Annotated in this window: 14 protein-coding genes and 4 tRNA genes; 17 read left to right on the top strand and 1 reads right to left on the bottom strand. The window is 57.9% G+C overall.

Annotated elements, in window-relative coordinates; translation table 11 throughout:
- The first annotated feature begins 3 nt into the window (after positions 1-3).
- From surE to rpoS, 5 genes are read left to right on the top strand one after another with little or no spacing between them, the layout of a single operon-like run.
- A complete protein-coding gene (gene surE, locus DCS96_RS11020) occupies positions 4-750 on the top strand; it encodes a 5'/3'-nucleotidase SurE (RefSeq protein WP_116474308.1) in 747 nt (248 codons plus the stop codon).
- 4 nt (positions 751-754) lie between these two features.
- Positions 755-1,381, top strand: coding sequence for a protein-L-isoaspartate(D-aspartate) O-methyltransferase (locus DCS96_RS11015; protein ID WP_116474307.1), 627 nt, complete (start codon positions 755-757; stop codon positions 1,379-1,381).
- Positions 1,378-1,959, top strand: coding sequence for a YqaA family protein (locus DCS96_RS11010; RefSeq protein ID WP_116474306.1), 582 nt, complete (start codon positions 1,378-1,380; stop codon positions 1,957-1,959). The genes DCS96_RS11015 and DCS96_RS11010 overlap by 4 nt, the downstream gene beginning before the upstream one ends.
- Positions 1,960-1,994: 35 nt before the next feature.
- Positions 1,995-3,008: a peptidoglycan DD-metalloendopeptidase family protein gene (locus DCS96_RS11005; protein ID WP_232818227.1), complete on the top strand. Its 1,014-nt coding sequence runs from the start codon at positions 1,995-1,997 to the stop codon at positions 3,006-3,008.
- 42 nt (positions 3,009-3,050) lie between these two features.
- Positions 3,051-4,031 carry an RNA polymerase sigma factor RpoS gene (rpoS, locus tag DCS96_RS11000; protein WP_116474304.1) on the top strand — a complete coding sequence of 327 codons (981 nt, stop codon included), beginning with the start codon at positions 3,051-3,053 and terminating at the stop codon, positions 4,029-4,031.
- Between the two features lie 95 nt (positions 4,032-4,126).
- On the opposite strand, the gene mutS is transcribed toward rpoS, so the two are convergent.
- On the bottom strand, positions 4,127-6,700 hold the full coding sequence (gene mutS, locus DCS96_RS10995; RefSeq protein ID WP_408646000.1) for a DNA mismatch repair protein MutS: 2,574 nt from the start codon (positions 6,698-6,700) through the stop codon (positions 4,127-4,129).
- A 147-nt stretch (positions 6,701-6,847) separates the two neighbouring features.
- Here mutS and DCS96_RS10990 point away from each other — a divergent pair, with 147 nt between their 5' ends.
- The 12 genes from DCS96_RS10990 to DCS96_RS10935 all read left to right on the top strand — a co-directional run bounded on the left by DCS96_RS10990 (position 6,848) and on the right by DCS96_RS10935 (position 16,192).
- Positions 6,848-7,342: a CinA family protein gene (locus tag DCS96_RS10990; protein ID WP_116474303.1), complete on the top strand. Its 495-nt coding sequence runs from the start codon at positions 6,848-6,850 to the stop codon at positions 7,340-7,342.
- 74 nt (positions 7,343-7,416) lie between these two features.
- Positions 7,417-8,484 carry a recombinase RecA gene (recA, locus tag DCS96_RS10985; RefSeq protein ID WP_116474302.1) on the top strand — a complete coding sequence of 356 codons (1,068 nt, stop codon included), beginning with the start codon at positions 7,417-7,419 and terminating at the stop codon, positions 8,482-8,484.
- 79 nt (positions 8,485-8,563) lie between these two features.
- The gene (locus DCS96_RS10980; protein WP_116474301.1) at positions 8,564-9,016 is read left to right on the top strand and encodes a regulatory protein RecX; all 453 of its coding nucleotides are present in this window, start codon (positions 8,564-8,566) and stop codon (positions 9,014-9,016) included.
- A 150-nt stretch (positions 9,017-9,166) separates the two neighbouring features.
- Complete coding sequence (gene alaS, locus DCS96_RS10975; protein ID WP_116474300.1) at positions 9,167-11,791, top strand: alanine--tRNA ligase; 2,625 nt, start codon at positions 9,167-9,169, stop codon at positions 11,789-11,791.
- A 149-nt stretch (positions 11,792-11,940) separates the two neighbouring features.
- Positions 11,941-12,132 carry a carbon storage regulator CsrA gene (gene csrA, locus DCS96_RS10970; protein WP_116474299.1) on the top strand — a complete coding sequence of 64 codons (192 nt, stop codon included), beginning with the start codon at positions 11,941-11,943 and terminating at the stop codon, positions 12,130-12,132.
- 134 nt (positions 12,133-12,266) lie between these two features.
- Positions 12,267-12,359, top strand: a tRNA-Ser gene (locus DCS96_RS10965).
- Between the two features lie 5 nt (positions 12,360-12,364).
- Positions 12,365-12,441, top strand: a tRNA-Arg gene (locus DCS96_RS10960).
- Positions 12,442-12,473: 32 nt separating this feature from the next.
- A tRNA-Arg gene (locus DCS96_RS10955) sits at positions 12,474-12,550 on the top strand.
- Between the two features lie 36 nt (positions 12,551-12,586).
- Positions 12,587-12,663 (top strand) — tRNA-Arg (locus tag DCS96_RS10950).
- A gap of 281 nt (positions 12,664-12,944) precedes the next feature.
- A complete protein-coding gene (locus DCS96_RS10945) occupies positions 12,945-13,196 on the top strand; it encodes an OadG family protein (protein ID WP_116474298.1) in 252 nt (83 codons plus the stop codon).
- Positions 13,197-13,249: 53 nt separating this feature from the next.
- Entirely contained in the window at positions 13,250-15,052 is a 1,803-nt protein-coding gene (oadA, locus tag DCS96_RS10940) for a sodium-extruding oxaloacetate decarboxylase subunit alpha (RefSeq protein WP_116474297.1), read from the top strand.
- A gap of 9 nt (positions 15,053-15,061) precedes the next feature.
- A complete protein-coding gene (locus DCS96_RS10935) occupies positions 15,062-16,192 on the top strand; it encodes a sodium ion-translocating decarboxylase subunit beta (RefSeq protein WP_116474296.1) in 1,131 nt (376 codons plus the stop codon).
- Positions 16,193-16,211 lie beyond the last annotated feature (19 nt).

Below are 16,211 nucleotides of genomic sequence, written 5' to 3'. Positions count from 1 at the left end.
AGCATGAAAATACTGGTAAGTAATGATGACGGGGTGAATGCCCAGGGCATAAGGACCCTGAGTCGGGTGTTGTCCGAGTTCGCAGAGGTGGTGACGGTGGCGCCGGATCGGAACCGCAGTGGTGCCAGCCACTCCCTGACGCTCGAGGTGCCTTTACGGGTCGATAAGATAGAAGACACCGGTTTTTACTCGGTCAAGGGAACGCCCACCGACTGTGTGCACTGGGCCGTAAACGGCCTGCTGGATCCGGACCCGGACATGGTGGTGGCTGGTATTAACCATGGCGCTAATCTGGGGGACGATGTGCTCTATTCCGGCACGGTCGCGGCGGCCACCGAAGGGCGTCACCTGGGGTTGCCGTCTATCGCCGTTTCCCTCTGCGGCGAGCGTTATTTTGAAACGGCAGCCCATTATGCGGCCCTGCTGGTGCAAGGGTTGTTGCGCGCGCCCCTGTCTTCGGATCAGATCCTCAATGTCAATGTGCCGGATTTGCCGCTGGAGGAGATCCGCGGTATCCGGGTGACCCGGTTGGGCAATCGCCACCGGGCCGAAGCGGTGATCAAGGAATATGACCCCAGGGGACGGCCCATCTACTGGATAGGGCCCCCCGGTGCCAAGCAGGATGCGGGAGAAGGTACGGATTTTGACGCGGTCGAGCAGGGGTATGTGTCGATAACCCCGCTGACAGTGGATATGACGGCTTACAGCCATATGACGGTACTGGCTGATTGGTTAACCGAAGTGGAGTGAACGCGTGCTAACGGTAGCAGGACAGCAACTCTATGCCCAACTGGCCCGGCAGGGTATCGAGGACCGGCGGGTGTTACAGGCCATTGCCAATCTGCCCAGGGAGCAGTTCGTGGATGAAGCCATGGCCCACAAGGCATGGGAAAACAGTGCCTTGCCCATCGGTTATGGGCAGACCATTTCCCAGCCCTATATAGTGGCGCGGATGACGGAGGTGTTGTTGCTCAACCGGCCGGAACGGGTGCTGGAAGTGGGTACCGGTTCCGGCTTTCAGACTGCGGTACTGGCTCAGTTGGTGTCCCATGTGTATACCATAGAGCGTATCAAGGGGCTGCGCTATCAGGCGCGACGTCGTCTGCAGCGGCTGGATCTGCATAATGTGTCGGCCAGGCACGGCGACGGTTGGGAAGGTTGGTCCAGTAAGGCACCGTTTGACGCCATACTGGTGACTGCCGCCGCTCGGGAAACGCCCCAGGCCCTGCTGGCGCAATTGGTTGATGGCGGGCGCATGGTGATTCCCGTTGGTCACTTGCAGCAGTCATTGTGGTTATACGAGCGCAGGGGCGATGAGTTCCTGCGTACCGAATTGGAAGCGGTAAGGTTTGTACCGCTGGTGCAAGGTGAACTTGAGTGAAGATTTTTTCCCGCTTGTATCGACAAGTCATGATGTGGGCCGTGCATCGTCACGCCCCCGTCTATTTGTCTATGACCAGTTTTGCCGAATCCATCTTCTGGCCGGTGCCCGTCGATGTGATGTTGGCTCCCATGGCGCTTGCCAAGCCGGAGCGGGCCTGGCGCTACGCCGGTCTGGCGACCCTGTTTTCCGTGATGGGTGCGGTACTGGGCTATCTGCTCGGTTATGCCCTGTGGGAACCGGTGGTGGAACCCTTTATCAATACCATGGGCTATCAGGATAAAATGGCGCTGGCTCAACAGTGGTTCAATGACTGGGGTATCTGGGTGATCTTTATTGCCAGCTTCACGCCCATTCCCTACAAGGTATTCACCGTGACCGCCGGCTTGTTGCACATGGTCTTCCTGCCGTTTGTGCTGATCTCCCTGGTGGGGCGTGGCCTGCGCTTTTTCCTGGTTGCGGGCCTGATGGTGTGGGGTGGGGTCAGGATGGAGCGCAAGCTCATCCAGTATATCGACCTGCTGGGTTGGGTATGCATTGCCGCTGCGGTGGTCGCCTATCTGGTGTTTCGTCGCTGATGGTCCAGTGGAAGTCTTGTCTGGGCGGTGGGATCATGCTGTCGTTGATCCTGCTGCTGACGGCTTGTACTTCCTCTTCACCTTCCCGCCCCGCGCCGGTAATGAACCTGGGGGCCCATGCCCATGGTCAGTTTCAGGATCCCAATCGGTATATTGTCGCCAAGGGCGATACCCTCTATTCCATCGCCTGGCTGGTGGGGACAGATGTGCCCACCCTGGCCAGACATAATGGTATTCACTCTCCCTACCAGATTTATCCCGGTCAGGTGATCCGCATGGATGTGCCCGGGATCAGCCGTCCCGTGTATCGGGTCAAAAGCGGTGATACCCTCAGTCGTATCGCCCAGCAACATTCCAATTCAGTCGCCGACCTGGCCACCCTCAATGGTCTGGTCCCGCCTTATCGCATCTTTGTGGGTCAGAAGCTCATACTGAATCGCGCCCGGATCGAGGCGCCGAAAGCGCCTGCTACAAGTCGAGTCACAAGCAGATCGGTGGAGGGGAGCCGGGTTGCCAATACTTCGAAGCCGGTGTCGAGCAGGAGCGCTTCGACTCTACCCAAATCACGGATTCCGGCAGGTACGAGCAGCGATACAAAACCTGGCCAGGGGCTTGCACCCTCCCCAGGAAAGGAATACGCTGGAACTAGAGTACAAAATAACGCCGCTGTCAAATCCGTAATTACCTGGCAATGGCCGACCAAAGGTTCTGTCATCTCGGGCTTCTCGCTGGCAGAGACCGGCAACAAGGGAATCGATATTCGAGGAGAGCGGGGGCAGGCAGTAACGGCCGCAGCGGAAGGTAGGGTGGTTTACGCAGGAAGCGCGCTACGTGGATACGGTAATCTGATTATCATCAAGCATGATGACAATTACCTGTCGGCTTACGCTCACAATGATGTCCTGCGAGTGCAGGACAAGCAGATGGTGAAGGCGGGGCAGCACATAGCAGATATGGGAAGCAGTGGCGCCACTGATGTACGGTTACATTTTGAAATCCGTTATCAGGGAACATCGGTTGATCCGATGCGTTATCTGCCGAAGCGATAGACTCCGGGAGTCGGGTAGTACCCGGATTTAGGGAGAACTGCCATGAGTCATGATAAAAAAATTATCCACGATGACAAGGTGGACTATAAGGCCGATGCCGAGCAGGATGCGAGCGATGACGAGGCCGTTAACGATGAGCAGGAGGTTGTGCTTGAAGAGGAAATCCTGAATACACCCAGCCTGCGCAGCCTGGATGTGACCCAAATGTATTTGGGGGAAATCGGATTTTCTCCGCTGCTCACCGCAGAAGAAGAAGTACACTATGCCCGCCGGGCCTTGCGAGGGGATTTGGCGGCCCGTAAGCGGATGATAGAGTCCAACTTACGGCTGGTGGTGAAAATTTCCCGTCGTTATAACAACCGGGGACTGGCGCTGCTGGATCTGATTGAAGAGGGCAACCTGGGTCTGATCCGCGCGGTAGAGAAATTTGATCCCGAGCGCGGTTTCCGTTTTTCCACCTATGCGACCTGGTGGATCCGCCAGACCATAGAGCGGGCCATCATGAACCAGACCCGCACCATCCGTTTACCCATCCATGTGGTGAAAGAACTCAATGTCTACCTGAGGACGGCCCGAGAGCTTGCCCACCGGCTCGATCATGAGCCCACCGCAGAGGAAATTGCCGACGCCCTCGACAAATCGGTCGAAGACGTATCCCGAATGTTGAAGCTGAACGAGAAGATTAGTTCGGTGGATATGCCCATTGGCGGAGATGGCGACAAGGCCTTGCTGGATGTGATCACCGACGAGCGAGATACCGATCCGGAAAGTGAGACGCAGGATGATGATATGCGACTCAGCCTGGTGCATTGGCTGGAGGAGCTGAATCCCAAGCAGCGGGAAGTGTTGGCCCGCCGTTTCGGCCTGCTGGGATATGAGGCCTCCACCCTGGAAGATGTAGGACGGGAAATTGGCCTGACTCGGGAGCGGGTGCGGCAGATCCAGGTCGAGGCCCTGCGCCGGTTAAAGGATATTCTGACTCAGCAGGGACTCTCTATTGATACCCTGTTTCATGACGACTAAGCGACGCGACTACTGAACGACTGTTAGTTGCGAGGATTCAGGGGACGGGACTGGTAACCCCGCCCCCTGATTGTCCGTTTACCAATCCCTATTCCCTATTCTTCGCTTGTTCGGGCCGCCTTTAATCGGTATAGCATGTCCAGTGCTTGTTTCGGACTCAGCTCGTCCGGATCCAGCTTGTCCAGCAACAGCAGGGCGCCATCTTCTGTGATCAATGGCAGTGACTGCTGGGCGGGAGCCATCTGCGGTGAGGCGGCGGGAGCCGGTTTCTGGCCTGCTTCCAGCTCACTCAGCTTTTGCTTGGCCAGGGCCAGCACTGCTTTGGGGACACCGGCCAGGGCGGCCACCTGCAAGCCGTAGGAGCGGCTGGCTGCCCCTTCCTGCACCGCATGCATAAAGGCGATGGTATCCTGGTGCTCGACCGCATCCAGATGGACATTGGCTACGGCCGGCCAGAGTTCGGCGACCTGGGTCAGCTCAAAATAATGAGTGGCAAACAGGGTATAGGCATGCAGCCGGTTGGCGAGGGCGTCGGCGCAGGCCCAGGCCAGGGCCAGGCCATCATAGGTGCTGGTACCGCGACCGATTTCATCCATCAGGATCAGGCTGTGGCGGCTGGCGTTGTTGAGAATATTGGCGGTTTCCGTCATTTCCACCATAAAGGTGGAGCGGCCGGAGGCCAGATCGTCGGAGGCGCCGATACGGGTAAAGATACGGTCTATCCTGCCGATCCTGGCTTTTTGTGCCGGCACATAGGAACCGATATAGGCCATCAACACGATCAGGGCGGTTTGTCGCATATAGGTTGATTTGCCCCCCATATTCGGCCCCGTAATCACCAGCATCTTGCGGTTAGAGGACAGAGCCAGAGGATTGGCGATAAAGGGTTCCGCCATCACCTGTTCCACCACCGGATGGCGCCCTTCCTCTATATCTATCACTTCCTCTTCGGTCAGTTCGGGACGGCAATAGCCGAGGGTCTCGGCGCGTTCCGCGAGGTTGGCAAACACGTCGCATTCGGCCAGTGCCGCAGCGCTTTGCTGCAGTGGCGCCAGCTCCTGCAGCAGGCGCTCGAGCAGACCTTCGTACAGTTTTTTCTCCAGGGCCAGGCCCTTGCTCTGGGCGTTGAGTACCTTGTCTTCGTACTCTTTCAGTTCGGGAATAATGTAGCGCTCGTTGTTTTTCAGGGTCTGGCGGCGCACATAGTGGGGGGGGACCAGGTGGGCGCTGGCGCGACCCACCTCTATGTAGAAACCATGCACTCGGTTGTAGGCAACCTTCAGGGTGTGGATGCCGGTACTGAGCTTTTCTCTTTCTTCCAGTTCTTCCAGGTAACGATGAGCACCGGCTGCCAGCTCCCGGAATTCATCCAGTTCGGGATGGTAACCGTCGCGGATCACCCCTCCGTCGCGGATCACGACCGGGGGATTGTCGACGATGGCGTTTTCCAGCAGCTCGGCCAGTTCGGGAAAGGCGGAAATACGTCGGGCCAGGGGTTCCAGACAGCCAGGGGCGGCGTCGGCAAGCAGCGCCTGCAGTTCGGGCAGGACCAGCAGGGCCGAGCGCAGCCGACTCAAGTCCCGGGGGCGGGCAGAACGCAGGGCCAGGCGGGCCAGTACCCGTTCCATATCGCCAATCTGACGCAGTAGCGGCTTGATATCTTCATGACGGCCATGTTCTTGCAGGATGGCAATCAGATCCAGGCGGCGCTGTAACTCGGGCAGGTTGCGGCTGGGTTGATGCAGCCAGCGTTTGAGCAGACGGCTGCCCATGGGGGTAGCGGTACCATCCAGCACCTCCGCCAGGGTGTTTTCCACAGAGCCGGCCAGATTCAGGGTCAACTCCAGGTTGCGGCGGGTGGCTGCGTCCATGATCACCATGTCCTGGGCCCGCTCCAGGCGAATGGCATTGATATGGGGCAGGGCGGTGCGCTGGGTATCCTTTACATACTGCAGTAGGCAGCCCGCGGCACACAGCGCGGTGGCGGCCTGTTCCACACCGAAACCAATCAGATCCCGGGTGCCGAACTGCTGGCATAACAGGTGTCGAGCCGTGCCCAGATCAAACTCCCACTCCGGCCGGCGGCGCAGGCCCTTGCGCTGTTCGATAAGCGAGAACCAGGCAAAACCCTCCGGGTACAGCAGTTCGGCCGGCTGGGTGCGTTGCAGTTCGGCGGCCAGGGCCTCTTCTCCATGAAACTGATTGATCACGAAGCGACCGGTACTGACGTCGATGATGCCGTAACCGAATTGCTGACCATCGTGGTACACCGCCGCCAGACAGTTATCCTGACGCTCATTGAGCAGGGCTTCATCAGACAGGGTGCCGGGGGTCACGATGCGAACCACCTGTCGCTCGACCGGCCCCTTGCTGGTGGCGGGATCGCCGACCTGCTCGCAGATGGCGACCGACTCCCCCAGCTGTACCAGGCGAGCCAGGTAGTTTTCGGCGGCATGATAAGGGACGCCGGCCATGGGAATCGGGGTGCCGGCGGACTGGCCCCGCTTGGTCAGGGAGATATCCAGCAGGCGGGAGGCTTTCTTGGCATCGTCATAAAACAGCTCGTAAAAGTCACCCATACGATAGAACAGCAATATGTCGGGATGCTGGGACTTAAGGGAAAGATACTGTTGCATCATGGGGGTATGCTGGGATAGGTCTTGCTTCATATTTACAATCAATGCCTTATGGTTTCATTTTAAGGTATTTTCGGCACCGGTGTGCCTGCCTCCCGGATGCCTGCCGTCATCGGGGTTTGCGCCGGCGGGGCAAGTCGTCATAATAACAGGATATTTGGCTCAGCTCAGGATCGTATGATGCACCGGGATACACACCTTACTCAGCTGGCCCAACGTTTGGGGCGTGCCCTGTCCGCCCGCGGTTTTCTGGCCACCACGGCGGAATCCTGTACCGGTGGAGGTGTTGCCTATGCCATGACGGAAATAGCGGGGAGTTCCGTCTGGTTTGATCGCAGTTTTGTCACCTACTCCAATGGGGCCAAGACCGAGATGCTGGGTGTGCCCGCCGGGCTTATTGCGGAACAGGGGGCAGTCAGTGAAGCTGTGGCCATCGCCATGGCCAAAGGCGCCTGCGCGCATTCCGATGCGCAGTTGAGCGTGGCCATTAGTGGTATTGCCGGGCCCGGTGGCGGAACCCCCGACAAGCCGGTCGGTACCGTCTGGCTGGCCTGGTATCTGCAGCCGGAAGACAAGCTCAGCAGCCGTTGCCTGACGTTGGCCGGCGATCGGAGCGAGGTCAGGTTGCAGGCGATCGCTGTAGCCCTCGAAGGCTGCCTGCAGCAGTTGAGTTGAACTCACACTTGATACTGTACGAATAAACAGTATACTCACTAGGTTATTACACGCTTTATTCAGCGGAGACTTGCATGGATCAGAACAAAGAAAAAGCCTTGGCTGCCGCCCTCGGCCAGATTGAAAAACAATTTGGCAAAGGCTCCATTATGCGCCTGGGCGACAACAAGGCCTTGAATGTCGAGGCCATTTCTACCGGCTCCCTGTCGCTGGATATTGCCCTGGGCATCGGTGGCCTGCCAACCGGTCGTATCGTCGAGATCTACGGCCCTGAATCATCCGGCAAGACGACCCTCACCCTGCAGGTGGTTGCCGAGGCCCAGCGCCAGGGCAAGGTCTGTGCTTTCGTTGATGCCGAGCATGCCCTGGATCCGGTTTACGCCGGCAAGCTGGGCGTAAATGTGGACGATCTGCTGGTGTCCCAGCCTGATACCGGTGAGCAGGCGCTGGAAATCTGCGACATGCTGGTGCGCTCAGGGGCCGTCGATGTGATCATCGTCGATTCGGTGGCGGCACTGACACCTCGCGCCGAGATTGAAGGTGAAATGGGCGACTCTCATGTGGGCCTGCAGGCCCGCCTGATGTCCCAGGCGCTGCGCAAGCTGACCGGCAATATCAAGAGTGCCAACTGCCTGTGCATCTTTATCAACCAGATCCGCATGAAGATCGGGGTGATGTTCGGCAGCCCGGAAACCACCACCGGCGGCAACGCCCTCAAGTTCTATGCATCGGTGCGCCTGGATATTCGTCGTATCGGTTCGATCAAGGACGGCGATGAAGTAGTGGGTAACGAAACCCGGGTCAAGGTGGTCAAAAACAAGGTGGCGCCGCCATTCAAGCAGGCCGAGTTCCAGATCCTCTATGGTGCGGGGATTTCCAAGGAAGGCGAATTAATCGAGCTGGGCGTCAAGCACAAGCTGATCGAGAAGGCCGGTGCCTGGTACAGCTACAAGGGCGACAAGATTGGCCAGGGCAAGGCCAACTCGATCAAGTATCTGCTGGAGCATAAGCCCATCTCCGACGAAATCGAGCAACAGCTGCGGCAGATGCTGTTGCTGGCCCCCGGTTCAGCAAAGGATGAAGAGGGCAAGGCTGCGGTTCCCGAGCTTGATGGCATCGACGGTGGCGAGCACGAATTCTGATCTCGAAGACCGTGTTATCCGGTCCTGTTCCGGGGGCTGAGGCGGAGTATTCTCCGCCCTTTGCCAGGGATGTTCCCGCATGAATGACGACCTCCAACAGGTCTGGGACAGCGCCTTGCGGCTGCTGTCCCGCCGTGAACACAGCCGCCGTGAGTTGATGACCAAGTTGCGCCGGCGGCAATTCCCCGAGCCACTGGTTTCTGCTGTGCTTGAGCGGCTGGAACAACAAAACTGGTTGCAGGACAGCCGCTTCGCTGCCCTGCTGGTGCGTCAGCAGGTATTGAAAAAGCATGGCCCCATGCGGATCAGGGCCGAGCTGATGCACAAGGGCGTTGCCCAGTCCCTGGGCGAACAGGCGCTGGCCGAGGCGGAGGTCGACTGGTTTGAGCTGGCCAGGACCTGCTACCTTTCCCGTTTTGAGCATGAAGCGACCCTGCTGCCCAGAGAGCGTGCCAGGCGGATACGTTATTTACAGGGCAGGGGATTCAATCATGAACATATCCAGTATGCGATGAGTCGGGATGGAGACTGATCTCTTCAAATGTGTCCAAACCGGATACGGACGGGCAATTTCTTTGCCATATTCGCCCCCAATCTCAGGGGGCGTTTTACATTAAGCCGGATAACTTTTAAATTATCAGGGTTAACGCCTATCGATCTCCGGAACATAACAGGATTGTCCATGCAGATGACCACATCTGAGTTACGCACCGCGTTTCTCGAGTATTTTCGCAATCACGGCCATCAGGTCGTGTCTTCCAGTTCGCTGGTTCCCCATAACGATCCGACCCTGCTGTTTACCAATGCGGGCATGAACCAGTTCAAGGATCTTTTCCTGGGGATAGAACAACGGGCCTATAACAGGGCAGTGACTTCCCAGCGTTGTGTCCGGGCAGGCGGCAAACATAATGATCTGGAAAACGTGGGTTATACCGCCCGTCACCACACCTTCTTTGAAATGCTGGGCAACTTCAGCTTCGGCGATTACTTCAAGCAGGATGCGATCCGCTTTGCCTGGGGATTCCTGACCGGTGTGGTCAACCTGCCCAAGGACAAACTGTGGGTGACCGTTTACGAAACCGATGACGAAGCCTTCGACATCTGGAACAAGGAAATCGGGGTGCCTGCCGAGCGCATTGTGCGGATCGGCGATAACAAGGGGGCAAAATTTGCTTCCGACAACTTCTGGACCATGGGGGATACGGGTCCCTGTGGCCCCTGTACCGAAATCTTCTACGATCATGGTGAGCAGATCTGGGGGGGGCCTCCCGGCAGCCCGGAAGAAGACGGTGATCGTTATATTGAAATCTGGAACCTGGTGTTTATGCAGTTCAACCGCCAGGCCGATGGTACCATGGAGCCACTCCCCAAGCCGTCGGTCGATACCGGCATGGGTCTGGAACGGATTGCAACCATACTGCAGGGGGTGCATTCCAACTACGAGATTGATCTGTTCCAGGCACTGATCAAGGCGGCGGCCGAAGCGGTGGGTACCCGGGATCTGGATAACAAATCCCTGCGGGTGATCGCGGATCATATTCGTTCCTGCTCTTTCCTGATCGCCGATGGCGTGATGCCGTCCAATGAAGGCCGTGGCTATGTGCTGCGCCGCATCATTCGGCGTGCCGTGCGCCATGGCCGCAAGCTGGGGGCGACCACCAGCTTCTTCCATACCCTGGTTGGCGCCCTCTGTGAACAGATGTCCGATGCCTACCCGGAGCTGAATACCCAGCGTGGCTTGATTGAAAAGGTACTGCGTCTGGAAGAAGAGCAGTTTGCCCGCACCCTCGATCGGGGCCTGCAGCTGCTGGAAGACGCCATCGAGGGGCTTGGCGACAGCAAGGTGCTGCCGGGAGAGGTGGTATTCAAGTTGTACGATACCTATGGTTTCCCTGCCGACCTGACGGCGGACGTGTTGCGTGACCGGGAGCTGAGCATAGATGAGGCCGGTTTTGAAGTGCTGATGAATCAGCAGCGGGAGCGGGCCAAGGAAGCCTCCAACTTTGGGGCTGATTACACCAAGGTGCTCAAGGTCGAGGGGCGCAGTGCCTTTACCGGCTACCAGCATCTGGCCGACGCTTCCCAGGTGATCGCGCTGTTCCGTGACGGTGAGGCCGTACCGGCGCTGATCGCCGGGGAGGAAGGGGCCGTGGTGCTGGAGAAAACGCCGTTCTACGCCGAGTCCGGCGGCCAGGTAGGCGATGCCGGTGTGCTGAAGATGGATGATGGTCTGTTTGTGGTGAAAGATACCCAGAAGACGGGCAACGCCATCCTGCATTTGGGCTACCTGGAACTGGGCACCCTGGAAGTCGGTGAAGCGGTGACCGCCGAGGTAGACGGTACTCGCCGCAATGCTACCGCCCTCAACCACTCGGTAACTCACCTGCTGCATGCCTGCCTGCGTAAAGTGCTGGGCAAGCATGTGGTGCAGAAAGGTTCCCTGGTCGAGCCGGACCGGCTGCGTTTCGACTTTTCCCACCTGGAAGCCATGAGCGCTCAGGAAGTGCGGGAAGTGGAAGATATGGTGAACCGGGAAATCCGGGCCAACCATGAGGTATCCACCCGCCTGATGGATCTGGATGACGCCAAAAGTACCGGCGCCATGGCGCAGTTTGGCGAGAAATACGAAGATGAGGTTAGGGTGGTGGCCATGGGCGATGCCTCAACCGAATTGTGTGGTGGTACCCATGTGCAGCGCACCGGAGATATCGGCCTGTTCAAGATACTCTCGGAGAGTGGCATCGCTGCCGGGATCCGTCGTATCGAGGCGGTTACCGGAGATGCGGCCCTGGCTTATCTGCACCAGCTGGACCAGGAAATCGCCCAGACGGCGGGCCTGGTTAAAGGCGACTTGTTTTCCGTTTCCGCCAAGGTCAAGCAGGTGCTGGATCGCAGCCGTCAGCTGGAGAAGGAAATTGAACAGCTCAAGGCCAAGCTGACCGCTCATGCCGGGGCCTCTCTGCTGGAACAGGTGACGGAAGTCAACGGCATCAAGGTGCTGGTGGCCAACCTGGACGGAGTGGATGCCAAATCTTTGCGCGGCTCCCTGGATGATCTCAAGAACAAGCTGCAGTCTGGCGTCGTGCTGCTGGCGACGGTCAATGACGACAAGGTCAGCCTGATTGCCGGGGTTACCAAGGACCTGACCGGCAAGGTCAAGGCCGGTGAGCTGGTGAATCTGGTAGCCCAGCAGGTGGGTGGCAAGGGCGGCGGCCGGCCCGATATGGCCCAGGCCGGCGGCACCGAGCCGACTCGGTTGCCCTCGGCGCTGGCTTCGGTCACTCCCTGGTTGAGCGAGCGGTTATAATCATCAAGGGGCCTGTCATCGACAGGCCCCTTGAATTTTAATATATCGCCCCCATCTGTGACTTAGCATAATGCTAGGTTTTTTAGCGCACATATTAGATAATAAATAACATTTATAACGAAAAATCGGATTAAACAGGAGCAGCCTAAATGCTGATATTGACGCGTCGAGTAGGGGAAACCCTGATGATAGGTGATGAAGTCACCGTAACCGTATTGGGTGTTAAGGGTAACCAGGTACGCATTGGTGTGAACGCGCCGAAAGAAGTCTCTGTGCACCGCGAAGAAATTTACATGCGCATACAGGCAGAGAAAGCACCAGGCCAGGAAGGCAATTACTAAGCATATCGGGGCGTTTTTTGTTCTGATTGCTGGCTTTTAACCCATTGTGTTTAAAGACTGTTCGAACGATAAAATCAGGTTGGAAAAGTGTTTGACTTATTTTGGCCTGACGGTAATATACGCCCCGCAAACACGGTGAGGTGGCCGAGAGGCTGAAGGCGCTCCCCTGCTAAGGGAGTATGCGGCTTATACCCGCATCGAGGGTTCGAATCCCTCCTTCACCGCCATTTACGCATCCGTAGCTCAGCTGGATAGAGTACTCGGCTACGAACCGAGCGGTCGGAGGTTCGAATCCTCCCGGATGCGCCATATTTCAAGTCAGTGTTATATATTTAGATAATGCATCCGTAGCTCAGCTGGATAGAGTACTCGGCTACGAACCGAGCGGTCGGAGGTTCGAATCCTCCCGGATGCGCCATCTGAATGTCAAACCCTTTCTTAGCAGTTAAAAAATGCATCCGTAGCTCAGCTGGATAGAGTACTCGGCTACGAACCGAGCGGTCGGAGGTTCGAATCCTCCCGGATGCGCCATTCAAGAAAGACCGGCTGATTGCCGGTTTTTTTATTTCTGTCAGTTCCCGTTCCCACTTCCTGTCGTCGATCACCAGCTTCATCTCACGATATTTTGTATACAAAAAACATATTTGATGCATTTTTTGCATGTTTATTCTTAAATATCAGCATGAAAAATGCGTAATTTTGGCTGGTTTATATTTTTTTTGTAATCTTTACAACATTTTTAGGATCGTAACATTGCCAAGCTAGCCTCAAGCTGGGTATGCTCTTGGCCGGATATTTAGACAGCAAGGAGCATGCTGATGACCGATGCTACATCTCAACTACTGGAAGCCGGCTCCCTGATGGGGCTGGGAATGGCGTTTGTTTTTTCCTTCCTTTCCCTGGTGATCCTGGCAATCAAGGTTCTATCCCGCTTTGCTGCCGAGGCAGCCCCTGTGCCCGCCGCTGCCGCCCCGGCTGCGGTGGCGACGAACGGGCTGTCATCGCAGCAGCTGGCCGCCATCAGTGCTGCCATCGCGCAATATAAGAAAAATAAAAACATCTAAGCCTGTTTCAGGCAGGACAACCGAAAACGGAACTTAACGGAGCTTCGTCAACTATGACTAAACCACTTGCCATCACTGATGTGGTGTTGCGTGACGCCCACCAATCCCTGCTTGCCACCCGCCTGCGGCTGGAAGACATGTTACCCATTGCCGAGAAGCTGGATGATATCGGCTACTGGTCACTGGAAACCTGGGGTGGTGCGACGTTTGATGCCTGTATTCGCTACCTGGGCGAGGATCCCTGGGAGCGCCTGCGCGCCCTGAAGAAGGCCATGCCCAAGACCAAGCAGCAAATGCTGTTGCGGGGTCAGAATCTGCTGGGCTACCGCCATTATGCGGATGACCTGGTCTACAAATTTGTCGAACGTGCCCGCACCAACGGCATGGATGTCTATCGCATCTTCGACGCCATGAACGATGTACGTAACCTGGAGACAGCCATCAAGGCAACCGTCGCTGTTGAAGGCCATGCCCAGGGCACCATTTCCTATACCACCTCTCCCGTGCATACCCTGCAGATGTGGGTCGACATGGCCAAGCGCCTGCAGGATCTGGGCTGTCACTCTATCTGTATCAAGGATATGTCCGGCCTGCTCAAGCCCTACGAGGCCGAGAAACTGATCAAGAGCATCAAGGCCGAGGTGGACCTGCCCCTGGCGCTGCACTGCCATGCAACCACCGGCTTGAGCCTGCCGACCCATATGAAGGCAATTGATGCCGGCATTGATATACTGGATACGGCCATTTCTTCCATGAGCATGACCTATGGTCATTCGCCGACCGAAACCCTGGTGGCCATGGTCGAGGGCACGGAACGGGATACCGGGCTGGATCTGGTCAAGCTGGAAGAGATTGCTGCCTATTTCCGCGAGGTGCGTAAAAAATATGCCCAGTTCGAGGGCAGCCTGAAAGGGGTCGACTCTCGCATCCTGCTGGCCCAGGTTCCCGGTGGCATGCTGACCAATATGGAAAGCCAGCTGAGGGAACAGGGGGCCGCCGACAAGATGGACGAAGTGCTGCAGGAAATCCCCCGGGTGCGGGAAGATCTGGGCTTTATTCCCCTGGTGACCCCTACTTCCCAGATTGTGGGTACCCAGGCGGTGATCAACGTGCTGACCGGCGAGCGCTACAAGAGCATCACCAAGGAGACCGCCGGTATCCTGAAAGGTGAATACGGTGCGGCACCCGCCCCGGTCAACAAGGAACTGCAACAGCGGGTCCTGGCCGGTGCCGAGCCCATTACCTGCCGCCCGGCGGACCTGCTCAGTGACGAGTTGGACAAGCTGACCGCCGAATTCGGTGACATTGCCAAGGCCGAGGGGCTGCGGGTCGCCGATGCGGAGGTGGACGACGTCTTGACCTATGCCCTGTTCCCGCAGATCGGCCTGAAGTTTATCCGTAATCGGGACGATGCCAGCGCCTTTGAACCGGCTCCCAGCGCCGAGGCTCCCAAGGCCAAAGCGGCAAGCGCCGCCAGCCAGCCGGCGGGTGGTCCCGAAGTGTATGCGGTCAGGATCGATGGTCAGGTCTATGAAGTGGAAGTGGGACCTTCCGGCAGCATCAGCGCCGTACACAGTGCCCAGGCAGCCCCCGCTCCGGCCGCAGCGGCTCCTGCAGCGCCTGCTGCTGCGCCAGCCGGCTCCGGCGAGGCCGTGCCGGCTCCGCTGGCCGGGAATATCTTCAAGGTGGTGGCCAAGCAGGGCACCCAGGTGGCGGCCGGTGATGTGCTGTTGATCCTGGAAGCCATGAAGATGGAAACCGAAGTACGCGCATCCCGCGCCGGTCAGGTGCTGAATGTGCTGGTGAAAGAGGGGGATGCCGTATCCGTTGGCGATCCCCTGGTTAGCCTGGCCTAAGGAGCAAAAATGGATTCTTTGCTAACCCTGTGGCTGGAAACCGGCCTGGCCAACTTCCACTGGAAGCAACTGGTGATGATCGCGGTCGGCCTGTTGCTAATCTATCTCGCCATTGCCAGGGGCTTCGAGCCCCTGCTGTTGCTGCCCATCGGTTTCGGTGGCGTGCTGGCCAATATTCCCAATGCGGGCATGGCCGAGCCGGGTGGGATCCTGTACTACGTCTATGAAGTGGGTATCGGCTCGGGTGTATTCCCGCTGCTGATCTTCATGGGGGTAGGGGCCATGACCGACTTCGGTGCCCTGATTGCCAATCCCAAGACCCTGTTGCTGGGCGCGGCGGCGCAGTTTGGTATCTTTGCCACCTTGTTTGGTGCCATTGCCCTGAACTTCCTGCCTGGCTTCAACTTCACCCTGGCGGATGCCTCGGCCATCGCCATCATCGGCGGGGCGGACGGCCCGACGGCGATCTTCCTGGCATCCAAGCTGGCTCCGGATCTGCTGGGTGCCATCGCGGTGGCGGCCTACTCCTACATGGCGCTGGTGCCCATCATTCAGCCACCGATCATGCGGCTGCTGACCACGGAGCAGGAGCGTTCCATCCAGATGGCGCAGCTGCGTCATGTGAGCAAGCGTGAGAAGGTATTGTTCCCGCTGGCGGTGCTGACCCTGACCATACTGTTCCTGCCGTCGGCCGCGCCACTGGTGGGTATGTTCTGTCTGGGTAACCTGATGAAGGAATCCGGGGTGGTGGACCGCCTGTCGAAGACGGCCCAGAACGAGTTGATCAATATCGTCACCATCTTCCTGGGTCTGGCGGTGGGCTCCAAGCTGTCGGCGGACAAGTTCCTGAATGTGGAGACCCTGGGTATCCTGGGTCTGGGCGCCGTAGCGTTCTCCATCGGTACCGCAGGCGGCCTGCTGATGGGCAAGCTGATGTGCAAGCTGTCCGGTGGCAAGGTCAACCCGCTGATCGGTGCCGCCGGTGTGTCTGCCGTACCCATGGCGGCTCGGGTGGTCAACAAGATGGGTCTGGAAGCCAACAACCAGAACTTCCTGCTGATGCATGCCATGGGCCCCAATGTGGCCGGTGTGTTGGGCTCGGCGGTAGCGGCTGGTGTGTTGCTGGCACTGGTGGGCTAAGTCCGGGTTTGATATTTGC

It is taken from the genome of Zobellella maritima (assembly GCF_003075035.1).
GTDB classification, from domain to species: Bacteria; Pseudomonadota; Gammaproteobacteria; order Enterobacterales; family Aeromonadaceae; genus Oceanimonas; species Oceanimonas maritima.
This window is presented reverse-complemented; position numbering and strand designations above follow the sequence as displayed.